Origin of the sequence: Shinella zoogloeoides, assembly GCF_022682305.1 — a bacterium.
GTDB lineage: Bacteria > Pseudomonadota > Alphaproteobacteria > Rhizobiales > Rhizobiaceae > Shinella > Shinella zoogloeoides_B.
The window spans coordinates 1,565,279-1,581,258 of record NZ_CP093528.1; the positions used below are offsets into that span (position 1 = coordinate 1,565,279).

Here is a 15,980-nt window from a genome sequence, read left to right on the forward strand (position 1 = left end):
CGCTGCCGGGCGTGGATGGGCTTCAATCCACGGAAGCGCCTGGAACGACAATGCTTGATATCAAATGGATCCGCGACAATGCCGCCGCCCTTGACGCCGCCCTCGCAAAGCGCGGCGCAAGCCCTCTCGCCGAGGCGCTGATCGATCTCGACGAGAAGCGCCGCGCCGTCATCCAGAAGGCGCAGGACATGCAGTCGCGTCGCAACGCCGCCTCCAAGGAGATCGGCGCGGCGATGGCTGCCAAGAACGCCGAGCTTGCCGAAAAGCTGAAGGCCGAAGTCTCGGCCATCAAGGACCAGCTTCCGGCCGCCGAGGAAGAAGAGCGCCAGGTCACGGCCGAGCTGAATGACGCCCTGTCGCGCATCCCGAACATTCCACTTGATGACGTGCCGGTCGGCTCGGACGAGACCGGTAATGTCGAGAAGCTGAAATGGGGCAGCAAGCCCGGCTGGAGCCACAAGGCGCTGGAACACTATGAGATCGGCGAAGCGCTCGGCTACATGGATTTCGAGGCCGCCGCCAAGATCGCCGGCTCGCGCTTCACCGTGCTGAAGGGCCAGCTTGCCCGTCTCGAACGCGCGCTTGGCCAGTTCATGATCGACGTGCACACGCAGGATCACGGCTATACGGAAGTCCATGCGCCGCTTCTCGTGCGCGACGACGCCATGTTCGGCACCGGCCAGCTTCCGAAGTTCTCCGAGGACCTGTTCCGCACCACGGACGGCCGTTGGCTGATTCCGACCGCAGAAGTCTCGCTCACCAATCTCGTGCGCGAGGAAATCCTGGAGCAGGAGAAGCTGCCGTTGCGCTTCACCGCGCTGACGCCGTGCTTCCGCTCGGAGGCCGGCTCGTCGGGCCGCGACACGCGCGGCATGCTGCGCCAGCACCAGTTCATGAAGTGCGAGCTGGTCTCGATCACCGATGCGGAAAGCGCCGTAGACGAGCACGAGCGCATGACGGCCTGCGCCGAGGAAATCCTGAAGCGCCTCGGCCTGCATTACCGCGTCATGACGCTTTGCACCGGCGACATGGGGTTTGGCGCGCGCAAGACCTACGATCTCGAAGTCTGGCTGCCCGGCCAGGATACGTTCCGCGAAATCTCGTCCTGCTCGGTCTGCGGCGATTTCCAGGGCCGTCGCATGAATGCGCGCTATCGCGGCAAGGACGACAAGGCGACGAAGTTCGTGCACACGCTGAACGGCTCGGGCACGGCCGTCGGCCGCGCGCTCATCGCCGTCATGGAAAACTACCTCAACGAGGATGGCTCGATCACTGTGCCTGATGCGCTGCTGCCCTATATGAGCGGGCTGAAGAAGATCGACAAGGCTGCTTGAGCGGGGACGGGATGCGTATCCTTCTGACCAATGACGACGGTATCCACGCCGAGGGCCTTGCGGTCCTCGAGCGGATCGCCCGCGAACTGACCGACGACGTATGGATCGTCGCGCCGGAGACGGACCAGAGTGGCCTTGCCCATTCGCTGACGCTCTCCGAGCCGCTGCGCCTGCGCAAGATCGACGACAAGCGTTTCGCGTTGCGCGGCACGCCGACGGATTGCGTCATCATGGGCGTGCGCGAAGTGCTCGACGAGAAGCCCGACCTTGTCCTGTCCGGCGTCAATGTCGGTGCGAACATGGCGGACGACGTGACCTATTCGGGCACCATCGCCGGCGCCATCGAGGGCACGCTGCAGGGCATCAAGTCCATGGCGCTGAGCCAGGCCTACAACCATGCCGGCGGCCGCGTCGTGCCGTGGGAGGTCGCCGAAGCTTTCGCGCCGAAACTGATCCGCCAGCTCATGGACGTCGAATTGCCCGACTGGACCTTCTTCAACCTCAACTTCCCGAACTGCGCGCCGTCCGATCTCCAGGGCATCGAGGTGACGAGCCAGGGCAAGCTCGATTTCGGCCTGACGATCGAGGAACGCGCCGACGGCCGCGGCTTGCCCTATTACTGGCTGCGCTTCGGCGAGCGGAAGGGCGACTTCCGCGTGGGCACGGATATCCATGCGGTGAAGAACCACAAGATTTCCGTGACGCCGCTGAAACTCGACCTCACGGACTACACGGTGCTCGACCGGGTGCAGCGGGCACTCAGCGCAAGGGGTGACGATTGAACACGGGGCGGGTGATTGAGAAGGAAGGTTTTGCCGCGCTGGCTCTGCGTCTGCGCGGTGAGGGCATCAACAATCTCGACCTCCTCACGGCCGTCGAGCAGACGCCGCGCACGCTCTTCGTGCCGCCGCAGTTTGCCGGCGAAGCTTATTCAAGCCGCCTCCTGCCGCTCGATTGCGGTTCGTTCGTCGAAGGCATCGACCTTGCCGTCCGGCTGCTCAACCTGCTCAATCTCAAGGCCGGCCAGCGCGTGCTGGAGGTCGGCACCGGCAGCGGTTTCACCGCCGCCGTCATGGGCCGGCTCACCGAGCGCGTCCTGACCATCGACCGCTACCGCACGCTCGTCGCCAATGCGCAGCAGTCCATGGAGAAGGCCGGTATCCGCAACGTCATCGTGCGGCAGGCCGACGGCAGCAACGGCATGCCGGGCGAGGGGACCTTCGACCGCATTCTGGTGACCGCCGCCTTTCCGGCCCTGCCGCGCTTCTTCGCCGAACAGCTCGTTTCCGGCGGCATGCTGATCGCGCCCGTCATGACCAGCGAAACCGAGTGTCGCATGCTCAAGCTCGTCAAGACCGGCAGCCGCTTCGACCGTGAGGACCTTTTCGCGGTCCCCTATCTGCCCATCGTGCCCCAGATGGCACAGGCCCTCTAGCAGATTTCCAGTCGTTTTCCTCCGGCTCGGCAGGCGCCCGCCTGCTGAGTCTTTTACCGTTTTCGCCGGAAAGCCGGCGTTCCAGCGGCGTGCGCCTGCACGCCGCTGGAACGCCGGTTTTCCAGTTGGTTCGGCCGCGATGGAGAGGGAAATGTACGTTTCGAACAGGATTGCCAGCGGCTCGACAAGCGACAGCCTCGCGTATCTCGCGACACGGGCTGCCGGAAGCGTTGCCGAGGAGAACGCCGAGGCGGGATCGACGGCTCATCTGGCCGGCGGCAGCTACGACCCCTCCGCGCTGGTCAGTCTGTCCGTGGACGCGCTTCTGGTGCTGAGCGCCACGCGGGAAGAGACGGCTTACGGTCAGCCCGCCCTTACCGAGGCAGAGCGGAACAATCTCGACACGACGGAACTGGAAAAGCGTGAACACGCCGCCTACGGCCGCTTCCTCGACGAGGGAGATCGCAAGGCCTATCTGCGTGCCTATATCGAATATTTCGACAGCATGCCGGCGCAGGATCAGCGTAGTTCGCGCTATGCCGGCACGCGCGAACCGGCCGTGGCAGCGCTTCGCGCCATTGCCTATAACGAAAGCGCCCTCGACATGACGGCACCGGATGCCGCGCTGGAGAATGTCTCTGAGCCTGATGACGGCAGGTCTGCACGCCGGGCAACGCCGATCGCCGCAATCTTCCAGCCGAGTGCCGGCGATTTCGAGAACGCCGCCCGCTTCGGCGGCCGGATCTCGCGCGCCGACAGCATGTACGCGACGGGCTTCTGACCTGCCCATTCCGGGCATGGTTATCAATTCATCAAAAAACAGATGCGGATAGTCCGGCTTTAACCGGGCAGTAACTCTAACGCGCTTTAATCGGCCTACATCAAGTAGCGTACCGATTGGGTAGTTTCATGCGTAAGAGTGTATCGCCGAGTTTTGGTAGGACCGCGACCCGTCTTATGGCGGCTGCCCTGCTGGCAAGCGTAGCGACCGGGTGCAGCTCGGACGTCAGCCGCTTCGGCGGCCTTTTCTCCAGCTCCGGTCAGGACAATATGACCACGAGTTCGGTTCCGCGCCGCACGCTGTTCGGCGGTGGCGGCGGCAATCCTGTTCCGCGCGGCGATGTCGGCAATGGCGGGCAGCAATATGCCGCCGGCAACCAGATGGGCACCCGCAACGAGGCGCTCAATCAGCCGTTCCCGGATCAGGGCAACGTTTCCTACGACCCGATCAATACGGCCACGACGGCCGGTTCCGGCACGCGCTTCGCGACGACGCCGATGAGCGTTCAGCGCGGCGAGCTTGCCGATCCGACCGCGGACGCCCGCCGTTCGGCCGAGCGTCAGGCCGCCCTGGCTCAGGATTTGCCGCAGCGCAAGGCCAAGGCCGTTGCGGAGGACGTGGATACGCTCAAGACGGCGACCGTCAAGAGCAAGGCGGGCTGGTCGGCCAACAATGGCCCGGTCGTCATGCTGCGCCAGGGCGAAAGCGTGAAGACGCTCGCCAACCGCTACGGCGTGCCGGAAAAGGAAATTCTCGCCGCCAACGGTCTCAAGCGCTCCTCGGATGCCGAGCCGGGCCAGCGGATCGTCATCCCCACCTTCAGCACGACGGCGAGCGCCGCCAAGGCTTCGACCGATCATACCCTCAAGGTCGACAACAAGCTGCCGACGCCCGAGCGTAACGGCGAGCAGAACGTCGCCATCCTGCCGGGCACGACGACCCGCGACAAGGTGAAGTCGGAGAGCGGCCAGACGAATTCCAACGTCGCGGATGCCGGCGAAGGCAGCGGCAAGGGCGGCTACGAGGTCAAGCCCGGCGATTCGCTCGCTAAGATCGCGCGCAGCAACGGCGTTTCCGTCGCGGCGCTGAAGAAGGCGAACGGCATCGACACCGCATCGATCCGCATCGGCCAGAAGCTCGTCATTCCGGCCGGCGGCGCAGCCGTCGAGACGGGGACCGACAAGACGCAGACCGCATCCATCCCGGTCTCCAAGGAAAAGAAGATCGAAACGGCCGAGAAGAAGCCGGAAGCCTACAAGGCGCCTGTGAAGACCGTTTCGGTGACGGAAGCGACGGAAAAATCCGACGTGACCGACGAGGCCCCCGAATCGACCGGTATCGGCAAGTACCGCTGGCCGGTGCGCGGCGCGGTCATCGCCGGCTACGGCGCCAATGTCGAGGGCAACCGTAACGACGGCATCGATATCTCGGTTCCCGAGGGCACGCCGATCAAGGCCGCCGAGAACGGCGTGGTCATCTATGCCGGCAGCAGCCTGAAGGAACTCGGTAACGCGGTCCTCGTGCGCCACGACGACGGCACGGTCACGGTCTACGGCCATGCCGGCGACCTCAACGTCCAGCGCGGCCAGAAGATCCAGCGCGGCCAGACGGTCGCCACGTCCGGCATGAGCGGCAATGCCACCCGCCCGAAGGTGCATTTCGAGGTGCGCAAGAACGCGACGCCGGTCAACCCGATGACCTTCCTCGAATAGGCCGGGCGACTATCTTTGAAACGCAAAGGGCGGCTCCATGGGGCCGCCCTTTGCGTTTGGAGCCGATCCGGTCACTTGTTGAGCGATTTGCCGAGGCGGCCCGCCAGGTCCTGCACATATTGCCAGGCGACTCGGCCTGAGCGCGAGCCGCGCGTGGTGGCCCATTCGAGCGCCTCCGCGTGGAGCTGTTCCTGCGGCAGGTCGAGGTCGAAATGGCCGGCATAGCCGTCGATCATTTCAAGATATTCCGCCTGGCTGCACTTGTAGAAGCCGAGCCAGAGACCGAAGCGGTCGGAGAGCGAGACCTTCTCCTCCACGGCTTCCGACGGATTGATGGCGGTCGACTGCTCATTCTCTATCATGTTGCGCGGCAGGAGGTGCCGGCGGTTCGAGGTGGCGTACAGCAGCACATTGTCCGGCCGGCCCTCGACGCCGCCGTCCAGCGCCGCCTTGAGCGACTTGTAGGACGTGTCGTCATGATCGAAGGACAGGTCGTCGCAGAAGATGATGGCCGGGAAGGGCGCATCCTTCAGCACGTCGAGAAGCGCCGGCAGGGTGGCGATATCCTCGCGATGCACCTCGATCAGCTTGAGGCCGCTTCCGGTCTCCCTAGCCGCGAGCGCGTGCACGGACTTGACCAGCGAGGATTTGCCCATCCCGCGCGCGCCCCACAGCAGCACGTTGTTGGCCGGCAGGCCGCGCGCGAAACGCACCGTATTGTCGACGAGGATGTCGCGCACATGGTCCACGCCGCGGATAAGGTCGATGTCGATGCGGTTCGGCCGCTTGACGGGCTGCACCTGAAGGCGTGCCGGCGCCCAGACGAAGACGTCGGCGGCGTTCCAGTCGTTGACGGCAGGGGCGGGGCCGGCGAGGCGTTCCAGCGCGGCGGTGATGCGGCCGATTTCGGCCAGCAGATGCTTGACGTGATCTTCCTGCAAGGTCTTTCTCCTCATGCTGCTAGCCGGGTAGCATGCGCCGGCAGGTCGCGAAAAGAGGTAAAGCGCTTGAAAAACGAGAGCTTCGCGGTCTCGTGTGTTGCAATCAATGGCCGCTTGCCTATATTCCGGCAACCGAAATGGCCGCTCAGGCGGCAAGAATCCCAGATTTCAAGGAGTAACTGATGTTCATTACCGAGGCCTTCGCCCAGACGGCGGCACCCGGCGGGGCAGCAGGCGGCGCGGACATTCTCATGTCGATCCTGCCGTTCCTGCTGATCTTCGTGGTGATGTATTTCCTCATCATCCGCCCGCAGCGCGCTGCCATGAAGCGTCGCGAGGAGCTTCTGAAGAACATCCGCCGCGGTGATCAGGTCGTGACCGGCGGCGGTATCGTCGGCAAGGTCACCAAGGTCGTCGACGATAGCGAGCTTGAAGTCGAAGTCGCCGAAGGCGTCAAGCTGCGTGTCGTGCGCAGCGGCGTCAGCGAAGTCCGCGTCAAGGGCGAACCCGTCAAGGAATAAGCTTGGCCTGCCGCCAGGCCGGGGATACTCTCGGCCGGCGGCCCGACTGGTTTTCAGCCGGCGCCGATGCCGGACCCTAGACGAGATCGCGATGCAGCAATCCGCCCGCTGGAAGACCGTTTCTTTCTGGCTCGTCCTCGTGGCGAGTCTTGTCGTCATCCTACCGAGCCTGTTGCCGGCGCGCATGGCCGCCGGGCTTCCGGAATGGATGGGCGAGCATCGCCTCGTTCCTGGCCTCGACCTGACCGGCGGCTCCCGTCTCGTCCTCGAAGTCTCACGCGCTGACATGACCGAAGAGCGGCTGCGCGCCGGCGTCGGCACCATCGGCAATGCGCTTCGCGCTGCAGGCGTTCCCTATAGCGATCTCAACGGCTCGGAAGGCGCCATCGATGTGACGGTGACGGTGCCTGAGCGCATCGATGCGGCGCGCCAGACGCTCACGGGCCTTGATCTCGGCGCCCTCAGCGAACCGGAGAACGGTCAGTTTCGCATCGTCCTGCCTTCCGAGGCTATCGACGAGGCGGTCGGCGCTGCCTCCCTGGGCGCGGTGGATGCCGTGCGTCGCCGCGTCGAAAGCCTCGATATCCCGTCTCTTCTGGTGTCGCGCGGCGAGCGTGACCGTATCGTGGTCTCCATGCCGGGGCTGACCGATCCGCAACGCGTCAAGGACATGCTGGCGCAGGTCGGCCGGCTTTCTGCCCGGCTGGTCGACGACAGTATGCCGGTCAACACCGCGATCGAGGATGGCCCGCCGGAAGGCTCCGAGGTGCTCTATTCCACCGGCGAACCGCCGGTCGGCTATCTTGTGAAGCGTGACGATCTCTTCACGGCCGTCGACGTGGCCTCGGCCCAGCCGGCGGCGAACGGCGAAGCCTTCGTTGAATTCGTCCTCAAGGCGGAGGCCGCCGAGCGGCTGGCGGCCTTCACGCGGGAAAACAGCGGACGGACTATCGCTGTCCTGCTCGACGATCAGGTCATCTCGACCTCGCAGATTCAGGGCGCCATCGTCGATGGCGTCGGCCGCCTTTCCGGCGACTTCGACGCCGAGGGCGCGGCGAACATCGCGCGCATTGTCGCGAGCGGCCCCTTGCCCGCGCCGCTCACCATCATCGAGGAGCGCTCCATCGAGCCGGCGCTCGGCACCACGTCGGTCGGAACGGTCCTGCTCGCGCTTGCCGCCGCCGTCGCGGCGGTCGTCGCCTTCATGACCATTTTCTACGGCGTGCTTGGCGTCATCGCCTCGCTCTCGCTATTCTTCAACGTGCTGGTGACCTTCGCCGTTCTGGCGCTCGTCGGCGCGCCGATCTCGCTCTCCATGATCGCCGGCGTGGTGCTCACCGTCGGTGTCACGGTCGATGCCAGCGTGCTGATCTTCGAGCGCATCCGTGAGGAGGTCAGGAACGGCCGTTCGCTGGCCGATGCCGTCGCCATCGGCTTCGGCCGGGCGCGCAGGACGGTGGTGGATGCGTCCGTCACCATGCTCATCGCCGTCACGGTTCTCCTCCTGCTGTCCGCCGCGCCCGTCCGCGCTTTCGCGCTCACCGTCGCCATCGGCCTGCTCGCGACGCTCTTCACGACCTTCACGCTGACGCGGGGCCTCGTGCGGGCATGGCTCGGCCGCAGCCACGCGACCCACCTGCCGAAGGGCGTGCGTACCGGCGTCTTCGACCGGCTCAATCTGCGTTTCATGGCTGTGCGCAACGTGGTGTTCCTGGCGACGGCGGCGCTGTCGCTGGTTATCGCGGGCCTGCTGGTGCTCGGCGAGCTACGCCTCGGCATCGATTTCACCGGCGGGGCAGCGGTGGAGATCCAGGCCAAGTCCGGCAACGCGGACCTCTTCGACATTTCCGCGCGCCTCGCGGACGCCGGTATCGACGTGCAGAGCATAGACACCCATGGCAACGACCGCCGCGCGCTGGTGCGCCTGTCCTCGATGGGCGAGGGCGAGAATGCCGAGCAGACCTCCGTGCTCGTTGCACGCGGCGAGCTTGAGGACGCCTATGATTTCCGCCGCGTCGAGGTGGTCGGCCCCGCCATCTCGGGCGAGCTGATCGACACGGCGACGATCGGCTTCGTCGCCGGTCTTCTCGCGCTCGTCGCCTATATCTGGATCCGCTTCGAGTGGCACTTCGCCATCGGCGCGATCATCGCGCTGGCGCATGACGTGTTCTTCACGCTCGGTTTCCTTGCCATAGCCAATATCGAGTTCAATGTCAGCGCCGTCGCGGCGCTGCTGACGGTCGCCGGCTATTCGCTGAACGACACGATGGTCGTCTATCATCGCATCCGTGAAAACCTCCGGCATTTCAAGCATATGCCGCTGCCGATCCTCATCGACGACGCGATCAACCGCACGCTTTCGCGTACCGTCCTGACCTCTGCGACGACGCTGATCGCGCTGGCCGCGCTCGCGATCTTCGGCGGCGAGGCGATCCGCACCTTCGCGCTGACGCTGCTCTTCGGGGTGGCGATCGGCACTCTTTCCTCCATCTATATTGCCGGACCGGTCCTCATCCTGTTCCGCCTTCGGCCGGAACACTACCGTCCCGGCAAGAGCGGCAAGGGACCTGTGACGGAAGCGACGGGAGCCAATGGCTAAGGGCATCGAAATCCGGGAGGCGCATTTCCCCGGGCGTGCGCCGATCGACGCATATGGCAATGGCGGCTTCCGCTTCGCCGACATGTCGCATCGCGGCTCCATCCTCTGCCTGCCCTCGGGCATCCACGGTTGGGACAAGACCGAAGAGACGCCGCTGACGCTCGCCGACCTTACACGCGTGCTGGACGAGGCGGGCGATATCGAGGTTCTGCTTGTCGGCACCGGCATGGAGATTCGTCCGCTGTCGCCGGAAATCAAGGCGGCGCTGCGCGAACGGAAGATCAGTTCCGACCCGATGAGCACGGGCGCGGCCGTGCGCACGTTCAACGTCATGCTGGCCGAGGGCCGCGCGGTCGCCGCCGCGCTCATCGCGGTGTGAGCGGAAGGCGGATTACGGACGTGACGGGCAAGGAACAGGAAAATTACGCGCACTGCCTTGCAGTGCTTCGCGACACCGATCGTGATCGCTATCTGGCCTGCCTGCTGGCGCCGGTTGAAAAGCGTGGCGCGCTGGCGGCGCTTTATGCCTTCAATGCCGAGATCGCGCGGGTGCGCGATCTGGTGCGCGAGGCGCTGCCGGGTGAAATCCGCCTGCAATGGTGGCGTGACCTTCTGGAAGGCTCCGCCGATGGCGACGCCATGGCCAACCCGCTCGCGGCGGGCCTGCTCGCCTGCGTGGAGGAGCACCGCCTTCCCGTCGCCGTGCTGACGGACATGATCGAGGCGCGCATCTTCGACGTCTATAACGACCCCATGGAAAGCCGCTCCGCGCTGGAGGGCTATGCCGGCGAGACGGCCTCGGCGCTCATCCAGCTCGCAAGCCTCATCCTCGATCCGCAGAATGCGCCGCAGTCGGCCGTTGCCGCCGGCCATGCCGGCGTGGCGCAGACGGTGGCCGGAACCCTGCTGATGCTGCCGATCCACCGCCGGCGGGGGCAGGTGTATCTGCCGGCCGATCTCATGGCCGCCACGGGCCTGACGCCGGAAGCCCTCCTCGGTGGCAGCGACAAGGCCGCCGCGGCGCGCGCCGTCGAGGCTTTCGCCGGCCTCGGCCGCGAGCATCTGGCCAAGGCGCGTGCCGCCAACGGCATTTCGGTGGCCAATCGCCCGGCCTTCCTGCCGGTCGCCCTTGTGCCGCATGTCCTCAGCGCGGCGGAAAAGGCCGGCGCGGATGCGCTCGAACGCTCCCTGCAGCCGTCGCAATGGCGGCGGCAATGGTGGATGTGGCGCGCGCTTCGCGGCAGCCCGTTCTGAGCAGGACTGCGCTGCGCGGCCAAAGTTCTTGACGGGACGCCAAACTGGCGCAAGCCTTGTCCGCTACAGCGACGGGACGTTTTCGCCAAGGAGTGCCGAGATGCTCTGGACCATCACCATTGCCTGCCTGTTGCTGGCGGGCCTGATCTTCCGTCAGAGTTTCCGCAAGCGGCACGAGGCGGCGGAGACACTGGGCGAGGATGCGGGACTGGCGATCCTTGAATTCGGCCGGGCTTTCCCGGGAGAAGCGATCCGCGCCGTGATCACGACGGCGAACGGCCGTACGGTCTTCCTGCGACTGCACGATGGCAAGGCGGGCTGCATGCACGCCCACGGCCATCACTATGCCTGCCACCTTATCGAGCCCGGCACGGTGCGCGTTTCCAGCGCCGGCCCGAAGCGGCTCGAGGTGCGCTTCGCCAATGCCGCCTTCGAGGGCGGCACGTTCGAGTTCAGGGACGAGAAGCAGGCGGCCGAGGTCTCGCTCTGGCTGCTCGGCAGCTTCATGCCGGGCCTTGCCGGCCAGAATCCGCAGATATCCGGCCAGCCGGGCTGAGGCTCAGCGCCCGAGCCAGCGGGCGCAGTCTTCCAGCGCCCGCGCGGCGGTCGCGTGCTTCTTGGCGAGCGCCTTGTCCTTGCCGCGAAAGCGCTTCACGCCCTCCGGCTTCGTCACCGTGCCCGGTTCCAGTGGGGGGAACAGGCCGAAATTGACATTCATCGGCTGGAAGGAACGCTTGCCCGGCTCGTCGTCGGAAACGATATGGCCGCCGGTGATGTGGTTCAGCAGCGCGCCGAAGGCGGTGGTCTCGGGCGGCAGCGACGGCGTTTCGCCGCGCCGCTCGGCAGCGGCGAAACGGCCGGCCAGAAGACCGATGCTGGCGCTTTCGACATAGCCCTCGCAGCCGGTGATCTGCCCGGCGAAACGCAGGCCCGGCCGGCCCTTGAGCGTCAGCGAGCGGTCGAGCAGGGTTGGCGAGTTGATATAGGTATTGCGGTGGAGGCCGCCGAGGCGGGCGAATTCCGCATTCTCGAGGCCGGGGATGAGGCGGAAGATCTCCGCCTGCGCGCCGTATTTCAGCTTCGTCTGGAAGCCGACCATGTTGTAGAGCGTGCCGAGCGCATTGTCCTGCCGGAGCTGGACGACCGCATAGGGCTTGACCGTCGGGTTATGCGCGTTGGTGAGGCCCATGGGCTTCATCGGGCCGTGGCGCAGCGTCTCGCGGCCGCGCTCGGCCATCACCTCGATCGGCAGGCACCCGTCGAAATAGGGCGTGCCTTCCCATTCCTTGAACCCGGTCGTGTCGCCCGCGATCAGCGCGTCGATGAAGGCGTTGTACTGCGCCTCGTCCATCGGGCAGTTGATGTAATCCTTGCCCGTGCCGCCGGGGCCGACCTTGTCGTAGCGCGACTGATACCAGCAGATATCCATGTCGATGCTCTGCGTGTGGACGATCGGCGCGATGGCGTCGAAGAAGGCGAGCGAATCGGCGCCGGTGCGTGCCTGGATCGCTTCGGCAAGCGAGGGGGCGGTGAGGGGGCCGGTGGCGATGATCGCCTGATCCCAGTCCTCCGGCGGCAGGCCCGTCACTTCCTCGCGCTGGATGGTGATCAGCGGATGGCTTTCCAGCGCGGCGGTGACGGCGATGGAGAAGCCGTCGCGGTCGACGGCGAGCGCGCCGCCGGCAGGCACCTGGTTGGCGTCGGCCGAGCGCATGATCAGCGACCCGGCAAGCCGCATCTCCGCATGCAGCACGCCGACCGCGTTGCTGGTGGCGTCGTCCGAGCGGAAGGAGTTGGAGCAGACGAGTTCGGCAAGGCCGTCCGTCTTGTGGGCATCCGTGCCGCGCACGCCGCGCATTTCATGCAGGACGACGGGAACGCCGGCTTCGGCGATCTGCCAGGCTGCTTCTGAACCGGCAAGGCCGCCGCCGATGACGTGGATGGGGCTGAGGGAGGAGGTCTTTGTCATGGGCGGTTCGTTACCATGGCGGCCGGCGCATTCCAAGGAAAAGCGCTCCGCGCCTCTTCATGGTCCCGGAATCAAAAACGGCACCATGCGGTGCCGTTTGAAGTGTTCCTCGCGCGTCGCCGTTTCCGGCCGCAGCGGCGGAAACCAGCGATGTCTTAGCGGAACGAGCGCGAAGCGATGTCGCGGATGTCGTAACGGGTCAGGCCGATGTCCGAGAGCGTGTGGTTCGACAGGTTGCCGAGCTCGTTCATGGTGCGGCGGTAGGACATCCAGTTCTTTGCAATGCGGATCGGGTTCATGATCGTCTTCCTCGAAGTGTTTGGCCGGGAGGTCTGTCTCACCGGCTCGTGACGCCTATATAGGCGATAGCCTTGTCAATGTGCAGTGCAAAGAGAATGGAGCTGCTATGCATTTGTGCAATAAGACGCCCGGCGATGATGCAGATGCATCACATGCAGTCGCAACAGGCTGAAAAACAGGCGTTTTCAGCTGGATAGCCATATGTTCTGCCGAAGTTTCAGGCTGCTCCATCTTGTCGCATATGATTGTTTGCGACATTGTGCGCCGCAAAAAGACGCGCAAACGAAAACGCCCTCCGGCGGGAACCGAAGGACGTTCGAATTGGGATCCGGAAGGATCTGGTCGGCTTAGTTGGAAGCCTTGCGGGCGATATACGGGATATCGCTGCGGCCGATGCCGAGGTCGCGAAGTTCACGGTCCGTCATGCGGCCGAGTTCGCTGACGGTCTGACGGTACTTGCGCCAGTTGTTGAAAGAGCGTGCCAGGTTCATGTCTTTACCCCTTTCTTGGGCTTCCTGCTGGGCGGCCGCTCGTCTTTGGCGCCGCCCCGATCTGTTGATTTGGAATATACGCTGCAGTGCAAAAATGAACAGCGCTGGAATGGCACGGCACCTATGCGTAATTCGCATGTCAAGCGGAAATTTTGGCAAGAATCTGGCCAAAATTCGCGCTTTTGTCACAAAGGTTAAGGCCAGTTATGCATTGAGGTTGGGAAGGCCCCGAAAAGCGAACGCCCGCCGGGGGAGGAAATCCGGCGGGCGTTGCTGATATCGATTGGCAGCTTGGGAGGAGGAGGAGGAGGGGCTGCCAATCCTGTTCGGGGAACGCTGGGAGGAGGAGTGCGTCGCCCGATCGATGGCTGTCCTGTAGCGCTGGCCGCCGACGCACGCCAGCGTCCGGTCGGAATGGCACCCATGCGTCGTCCGCATATGTGGGCCTGGTTGCCAAGCGGATGAAAAATATTGGAATTGGCGCCTGGGGAAAACAATAACGCCCGCTGGGGGAGGAGGTCCAGCGGGCGTCATATTGGTGATTGGCAACTGGGAGGAGGAGTGTTGCCAATCGTATCGGAGGGACGCTGGGAGGAGGAGTGCGTCGCTCCGAATTCCGGTGGATCATCTCTGATCCGATGTCTGCAGTATAGCCGCGGCCCCGATTTTGTGCAGTGCAATATGGGAATGGATGATATGCGCCCCTTGCATGCCCTGAACGGGAAGGCCATTCGGCTCCGTTATTGCCAAATCTGCCATGGATTTCTTTATTCTCCGTTAATCCTGATCGGTCTTGGCGGCAGTTTTGCGCATATTTCGGTGAAGACATGCCGATTTCGCGATTTTTGCCGAGATTGCGAATTTCCTGTGCCCCTATATCGTCCGTGTTGACAGGGCCGGAGTCGGTCTGTGCGAATGTGGAGCGGGAACGGATGTACAGGGGCAGGCTGGAACGCGATCTCAAACTCTGGGCGACGCAGGGCCTTATCGATGTGGAAACGGCCGGCCGCCTGCTCAGGGAATACGACAGCCGCGAAAGCGCCTTCAGCGTCGGCCGCGTGCTGATGATGATCGCCGCGCTTCTTGTCGCGGCGGCGATGCTTCTGCTCGTCGCGGCGAACTGGGATGTCATTCCCCGCATCGTCCGGCTTGTCGGCGTCCTCGCGCTGATCTGGGGGGCGTACCTTGCCGGCGGCCTCCTGATCGCGCGGGGCGCCGAGCGGCTGGCCGCTGCCTTCCTGATGCTCGGCACGCTCGCCTTCGGCGGCGCGATCGCGCTGGTGGGGCAGATGTACCATCTCTCCGGCGATACGTTCCAGGCGATGCTCGTCTGGTTCGCGGGCGCAGTCGTGGCCGCGGCGCTCTTCCGCTCCGGCGCGGTCGCCGCGATTGCCGGCTTTCTCGCCTTCGTCGTCGCGGGCGCGCACTGGACGCAGTCCTATAGTGCCGACGAAACGGTGCTGCTCTGGTTGATGCCGCTGATGGCTGTCATTGTCATCCTGCTGGTGCGCTACAGCGGGGCCGACCGGGTGCGCCATCTCGCCTATCTGCTGCTCGTCGCCTGGCTCGCCTATATATATGGCGAGAACGAAACGCCCGGCACCGCGATTGCCATCGCCGCTTTTGGCGCGGTCGCCTATCTTCTCGCCGCCGTGCCGCAATCGCCGCTCCACGCGCTTGCGCGTAGCGCCGGCGCAGCGCCGGCCTTCTATTCCTATCTCGTGCTGCTCCTCGGCCTTCTCGTGCTGCATGCCGAATTCAACGGCGTGGCGGACCGGCTTTTCGTCGGCATCGTCACGCTGGGCGCGGCTATTGCCGGCATTGCGCTTTCCGGCAAGGAGAACGGCGCGGTGCGTTATCTCGGCTATGCCGCCTTTGCCGCCGAAACGCTGTATCTTGCCTCGGAAACCATCGGCTCGATCATTGGCACTTCCGGTTTCTTCCTCGTCGCGGGCCTCGTGGTGGCGCTGATCGCCTGGGCGGTGATCGCGCTGGAGCGGCGCCTTTCCAATGCCGAAGCGAAGGTGGAGGCCTGAGCCATGACCGAATCCCGTTTCTTCCGCGTTCCGCCGCTCGTTGCCGCCGTCGTCGCGGCCGCGCTCCAGACGGCCGTCATCGGCTATATGGTTGAAGGCCGCGCCTCCATCCTGCGCAGCGGCGCGGACATCCGGCTGAAGACGCAGCCCGTCGATCCGCGGGACCTTCTGCGCGGCGACTATGTGATCCTGTCCTACCCGATCTCGACGATTCCGAAATCCATCGTGACTGGAGAGGGGCCGAAAGGCGGTGCATGGACGCGCCTTTTCGTGCGCCTGAAGCCGGGCGCGGACGGGCTTTGGGCGGCGACCGAGGCAAGCTTCGCCACCCTGCCGGCGCAGGAGGGCAGCGTCGTGCTGCGCACGCTTCCCTTCGATTATTACACCGGGGCCGACGGCGGCATGCCCGATACGCTCTTCGTGCAATACGGTATCGAGCGCTATTATGTGCCGGAAGGCGATGGCAAGGCGCTGGAGGACGCCCGGAACCAGGAAGAGCTGGAAGTCGAGGCCCGGGTGTCGAGGGACGGCACCGCGCAGATCGCCCGGCTGATTCTCAAGGGCGAGCCGATCTACGAAGAACCGCTCTATTGAAGCGGGATCGACG

Annotated in this window: 16 protein-coding genes; 12 read left to right on the forward strand and 4 right to left on the reverse strand. The window is 64.9% G+C overall.

Annotated elements, in window-relative coordinates; translation table 11 throughout:
- Window positions 1-50: 50 nt before the first annotated feature.
- The 5 genes from serS to MOE34_RS08125 all read left to right on the forward strand — a co-directional run bounded on the left by serS (window position 51) and on the right by MOE34_RS08125 (window position 5,262).
- The gene (gene serS / locus MOE34_RS08105) at window positions 51-1,334 is read left to right on the forward strand and encodes a serine--tRNA ligase (protein ID WP_242222720.1); all 1,284 of its coding nucleotides are present in this window, start codon (window positions 51-53) and stop codon (window positions 1,332-1,334) included.
- Window positions 1,335-1,345: 11 nt separating this feature from the next.
- Window positions 1,346-2,116, forward strand: a complete 771-nt coding sequence (surE, locus tag MOE34_RS08110; RefSeq protein WP_242222723.1) for a 5'/3'-nucleotidase SurE — start codon at window positions 1,346-1,348, stop codon at window positions 2,114-2,116.
- Window positions 2,113-2,769, forward strand: a complete 657-nt coding sequence (locus MOE34_RS08115) for a protein-L-isoaspartate(D-aspartate) O-methyltransferase (RefSeq protein ID WP_242222725.1) — start codon at window positions 2,113-2,115, stop codon at window positions 2,767-2,769. Before surE ends, MOE34_RS08115 begins: the two co-directional genes overlap by 4 nt.
- 151 nt (window positions 2,770-2,920) lie before the next feature.
- Window positions 2,921-3,550, forward strand: a complete 630-nt coding sequence (locus tag MOE34_RS08120; protein WP_242222727.1) for a biotin biosynthesis protein BioC — start codon at window positions 2,921-2,923, stop codon at window positions 3,548-3,550.
- Window positions 3,551-3,678: 128 nt separating this feature from the next.
- A complete protein-coding gene (locus MOE34_RS08125) occupies window positions 3,679-5,262 on the forward strand; it encodes a peptidoglycan DD-metalloendopeptidase family protein (RefSeq protein WP_242222729.1) in 1,584 nt (527 codons plus the stop codon).
- A 71-nt stretch (window positions 5,263-5,333) separates the two neighbouring features.
- Here the strand turns inward: MOE34_RS08125 and MOE34_RS08130 are convergent, their stop codons facing one another.
- Entirely contained in the window at window positions 5,334-6,218 is an 885-nt protein-coding gene (locus MOE34_RS08130; protein WP_242222731.1) for an ATP-binding protein, read from the reverse strand.
- A 167-nt stretch (window positions 6,219-6,385) separates the two neighbouring features.
- Here MOE34_RS08130 and yajC point away from each other — a divergent pair, with 167 nt between their 5' ends.
- The 5 genes from yajC to MOE34_RS08155 all read left to right on the forward strand — a co-directional run bounded on the left by yajC (window position 6,386) and on the right by MOE34_RS08155 (window position 11,133).
- Window positions 6,386-6,724, forward strand: a complete 339-nt coding sequence (yajC, locus tag MOE34_RS08135; RefSeq protein ID WP_242222734.1) for a preprotein translocase subunit YajC — start codon at window positions 6,386-6,388, stop codon at window positions 6,722-6,724.
- Between the two features lie 91 nt (window positions 6,725-6,815).
- Window positions 6,816-9,323, forward strand: a complete 2,508-nt coding sequence (secD, locus tag MOE34_RS08140) for a protein translocase subunit SecD (RefSeq protein WP_242222736.1) — start codon at window positions 6,816-6,818, stop codon at window positions 9,321-9,323.
- Window positions 9,316-9,702 (forward strand): Mth938-like domain-containing protein, encoded by a 387-nt coding sequence (locus MOE34_RS08145; protein ID WP_242222738.1) that lies wholly within the window; start codon window positions 9,316-9,318, stop codon window positions 9,700-9,702. The genes secD and MOE34_RS08145 overlap by 8 nt, the downstream gene beginning before the upstream one ends.
- 20 nt (window positions 9,703-9,722) lie before the next feature.
- On the forward strand, window positions 9,723-10,577 hold the full coding sequence (locus MOE34_RS08150; protein WP_242222740.1) for a phytoene/squalene synthase family protein: 855 nt from the start codon (window positions 9,723-9,725) through the stop codon (window positions 10,575-10,577).
- Window positions 10,578-10,677: 100 nt separating this feature from the next.
- Complete coding sequence (locus MOE34_RS08155) at window positions 10,678-11,133, forward strand: hypothetical protein (RefSeq protein WP_242222742.1); 456 nt, start codon at window positions 10,678-10,680, stop codon at window positions 11,131-11,133.
- A gap of 3 nt (window positions 11,134-11,136) precedes the next feature.
- Here the strand turns inward: MOE34_RS08155 and trmFO are convergent, their stop codons facing one another.
- The 3 genes from trmFO to MOE34_RS08170 all read right to left on the reverse strand — a co-directional run bounded on the left by trmFO (window position 11,137) and on the right by MOE34_RS08170 (window position 13,337).
- On the reverse strand, window positions 11,137-12,546 hold the full coding sequence (gene trmFO, locus MOE34_RS08160; RefSeq protein WP_242222744.1) for a methylenetetrahydrofolate--tRNA-(uracil(54)-C(5))-methyltransferase (FADH(2)-oxidizing) TrmFO: 1,410 nt from the start codon (window positions 12,544-12,546) through the stop codon (window positions 11,137-11,139).
- A 155-nt stretch (window positions 12,547-12,701) separates the two neighbouring features.
- Window positions 12,702-12,845 (reverse strand): DUF1127 domain-containing protein, encoded by a 144-nt coding sequence (locus tag MOE34_RS25585; RefSeq protein ID WP_431522420.1) that lies wholly within the window; start codon window positions 12,843-12,845, stop codon window positions 12,702-12,704.
- 348 nt (window positions 12,846-13,193) lie between these two features.
- Entirely contained in the window at window positions 13,194-13,337 is a 144-nt protein-coding gene (locus MOE34_RS08170) for a DUF1127 domain-containing protein (RefSeq protein WP_242222746.1), read from the reverse strand.
- A 932-nt stretch (window positions 13,338-14,269) separates the two neighbouring features.
- On the opposite strand from MOE34_RS08170, the gene MOE34_RS08175 reads away from it, so the two are divergent.
- Both MOE34_RS08175 and MOE34_RS08180 read left to right on the forward strand, forming a co-directional pair.
- Entirely contained in the window at window positions 14,270-15,373 is a 1,104-nt protein-coding gene (locus MOE34_RS08175) for a DUF2157 domain-containing protein (protein ID WP_242222748.1), read from the forward strand.
- A 3-nt stretch (window positions 15,374-15,376) separates the two neighbouring features.
- Window positions 15,377-15,967, forward strand: coding sequence for a GDYXXLXY domain-containing protein (locus MOE34_RS08180; RefSeq protein WP_242222749.1), 591 nt, complete (start codon window positions 15,377-15,379; stop codon window positions 15,965-15,967).
- The last annotated feature ends 13 nt before the right edge of the window (window positions 15,968-15,980 follow it).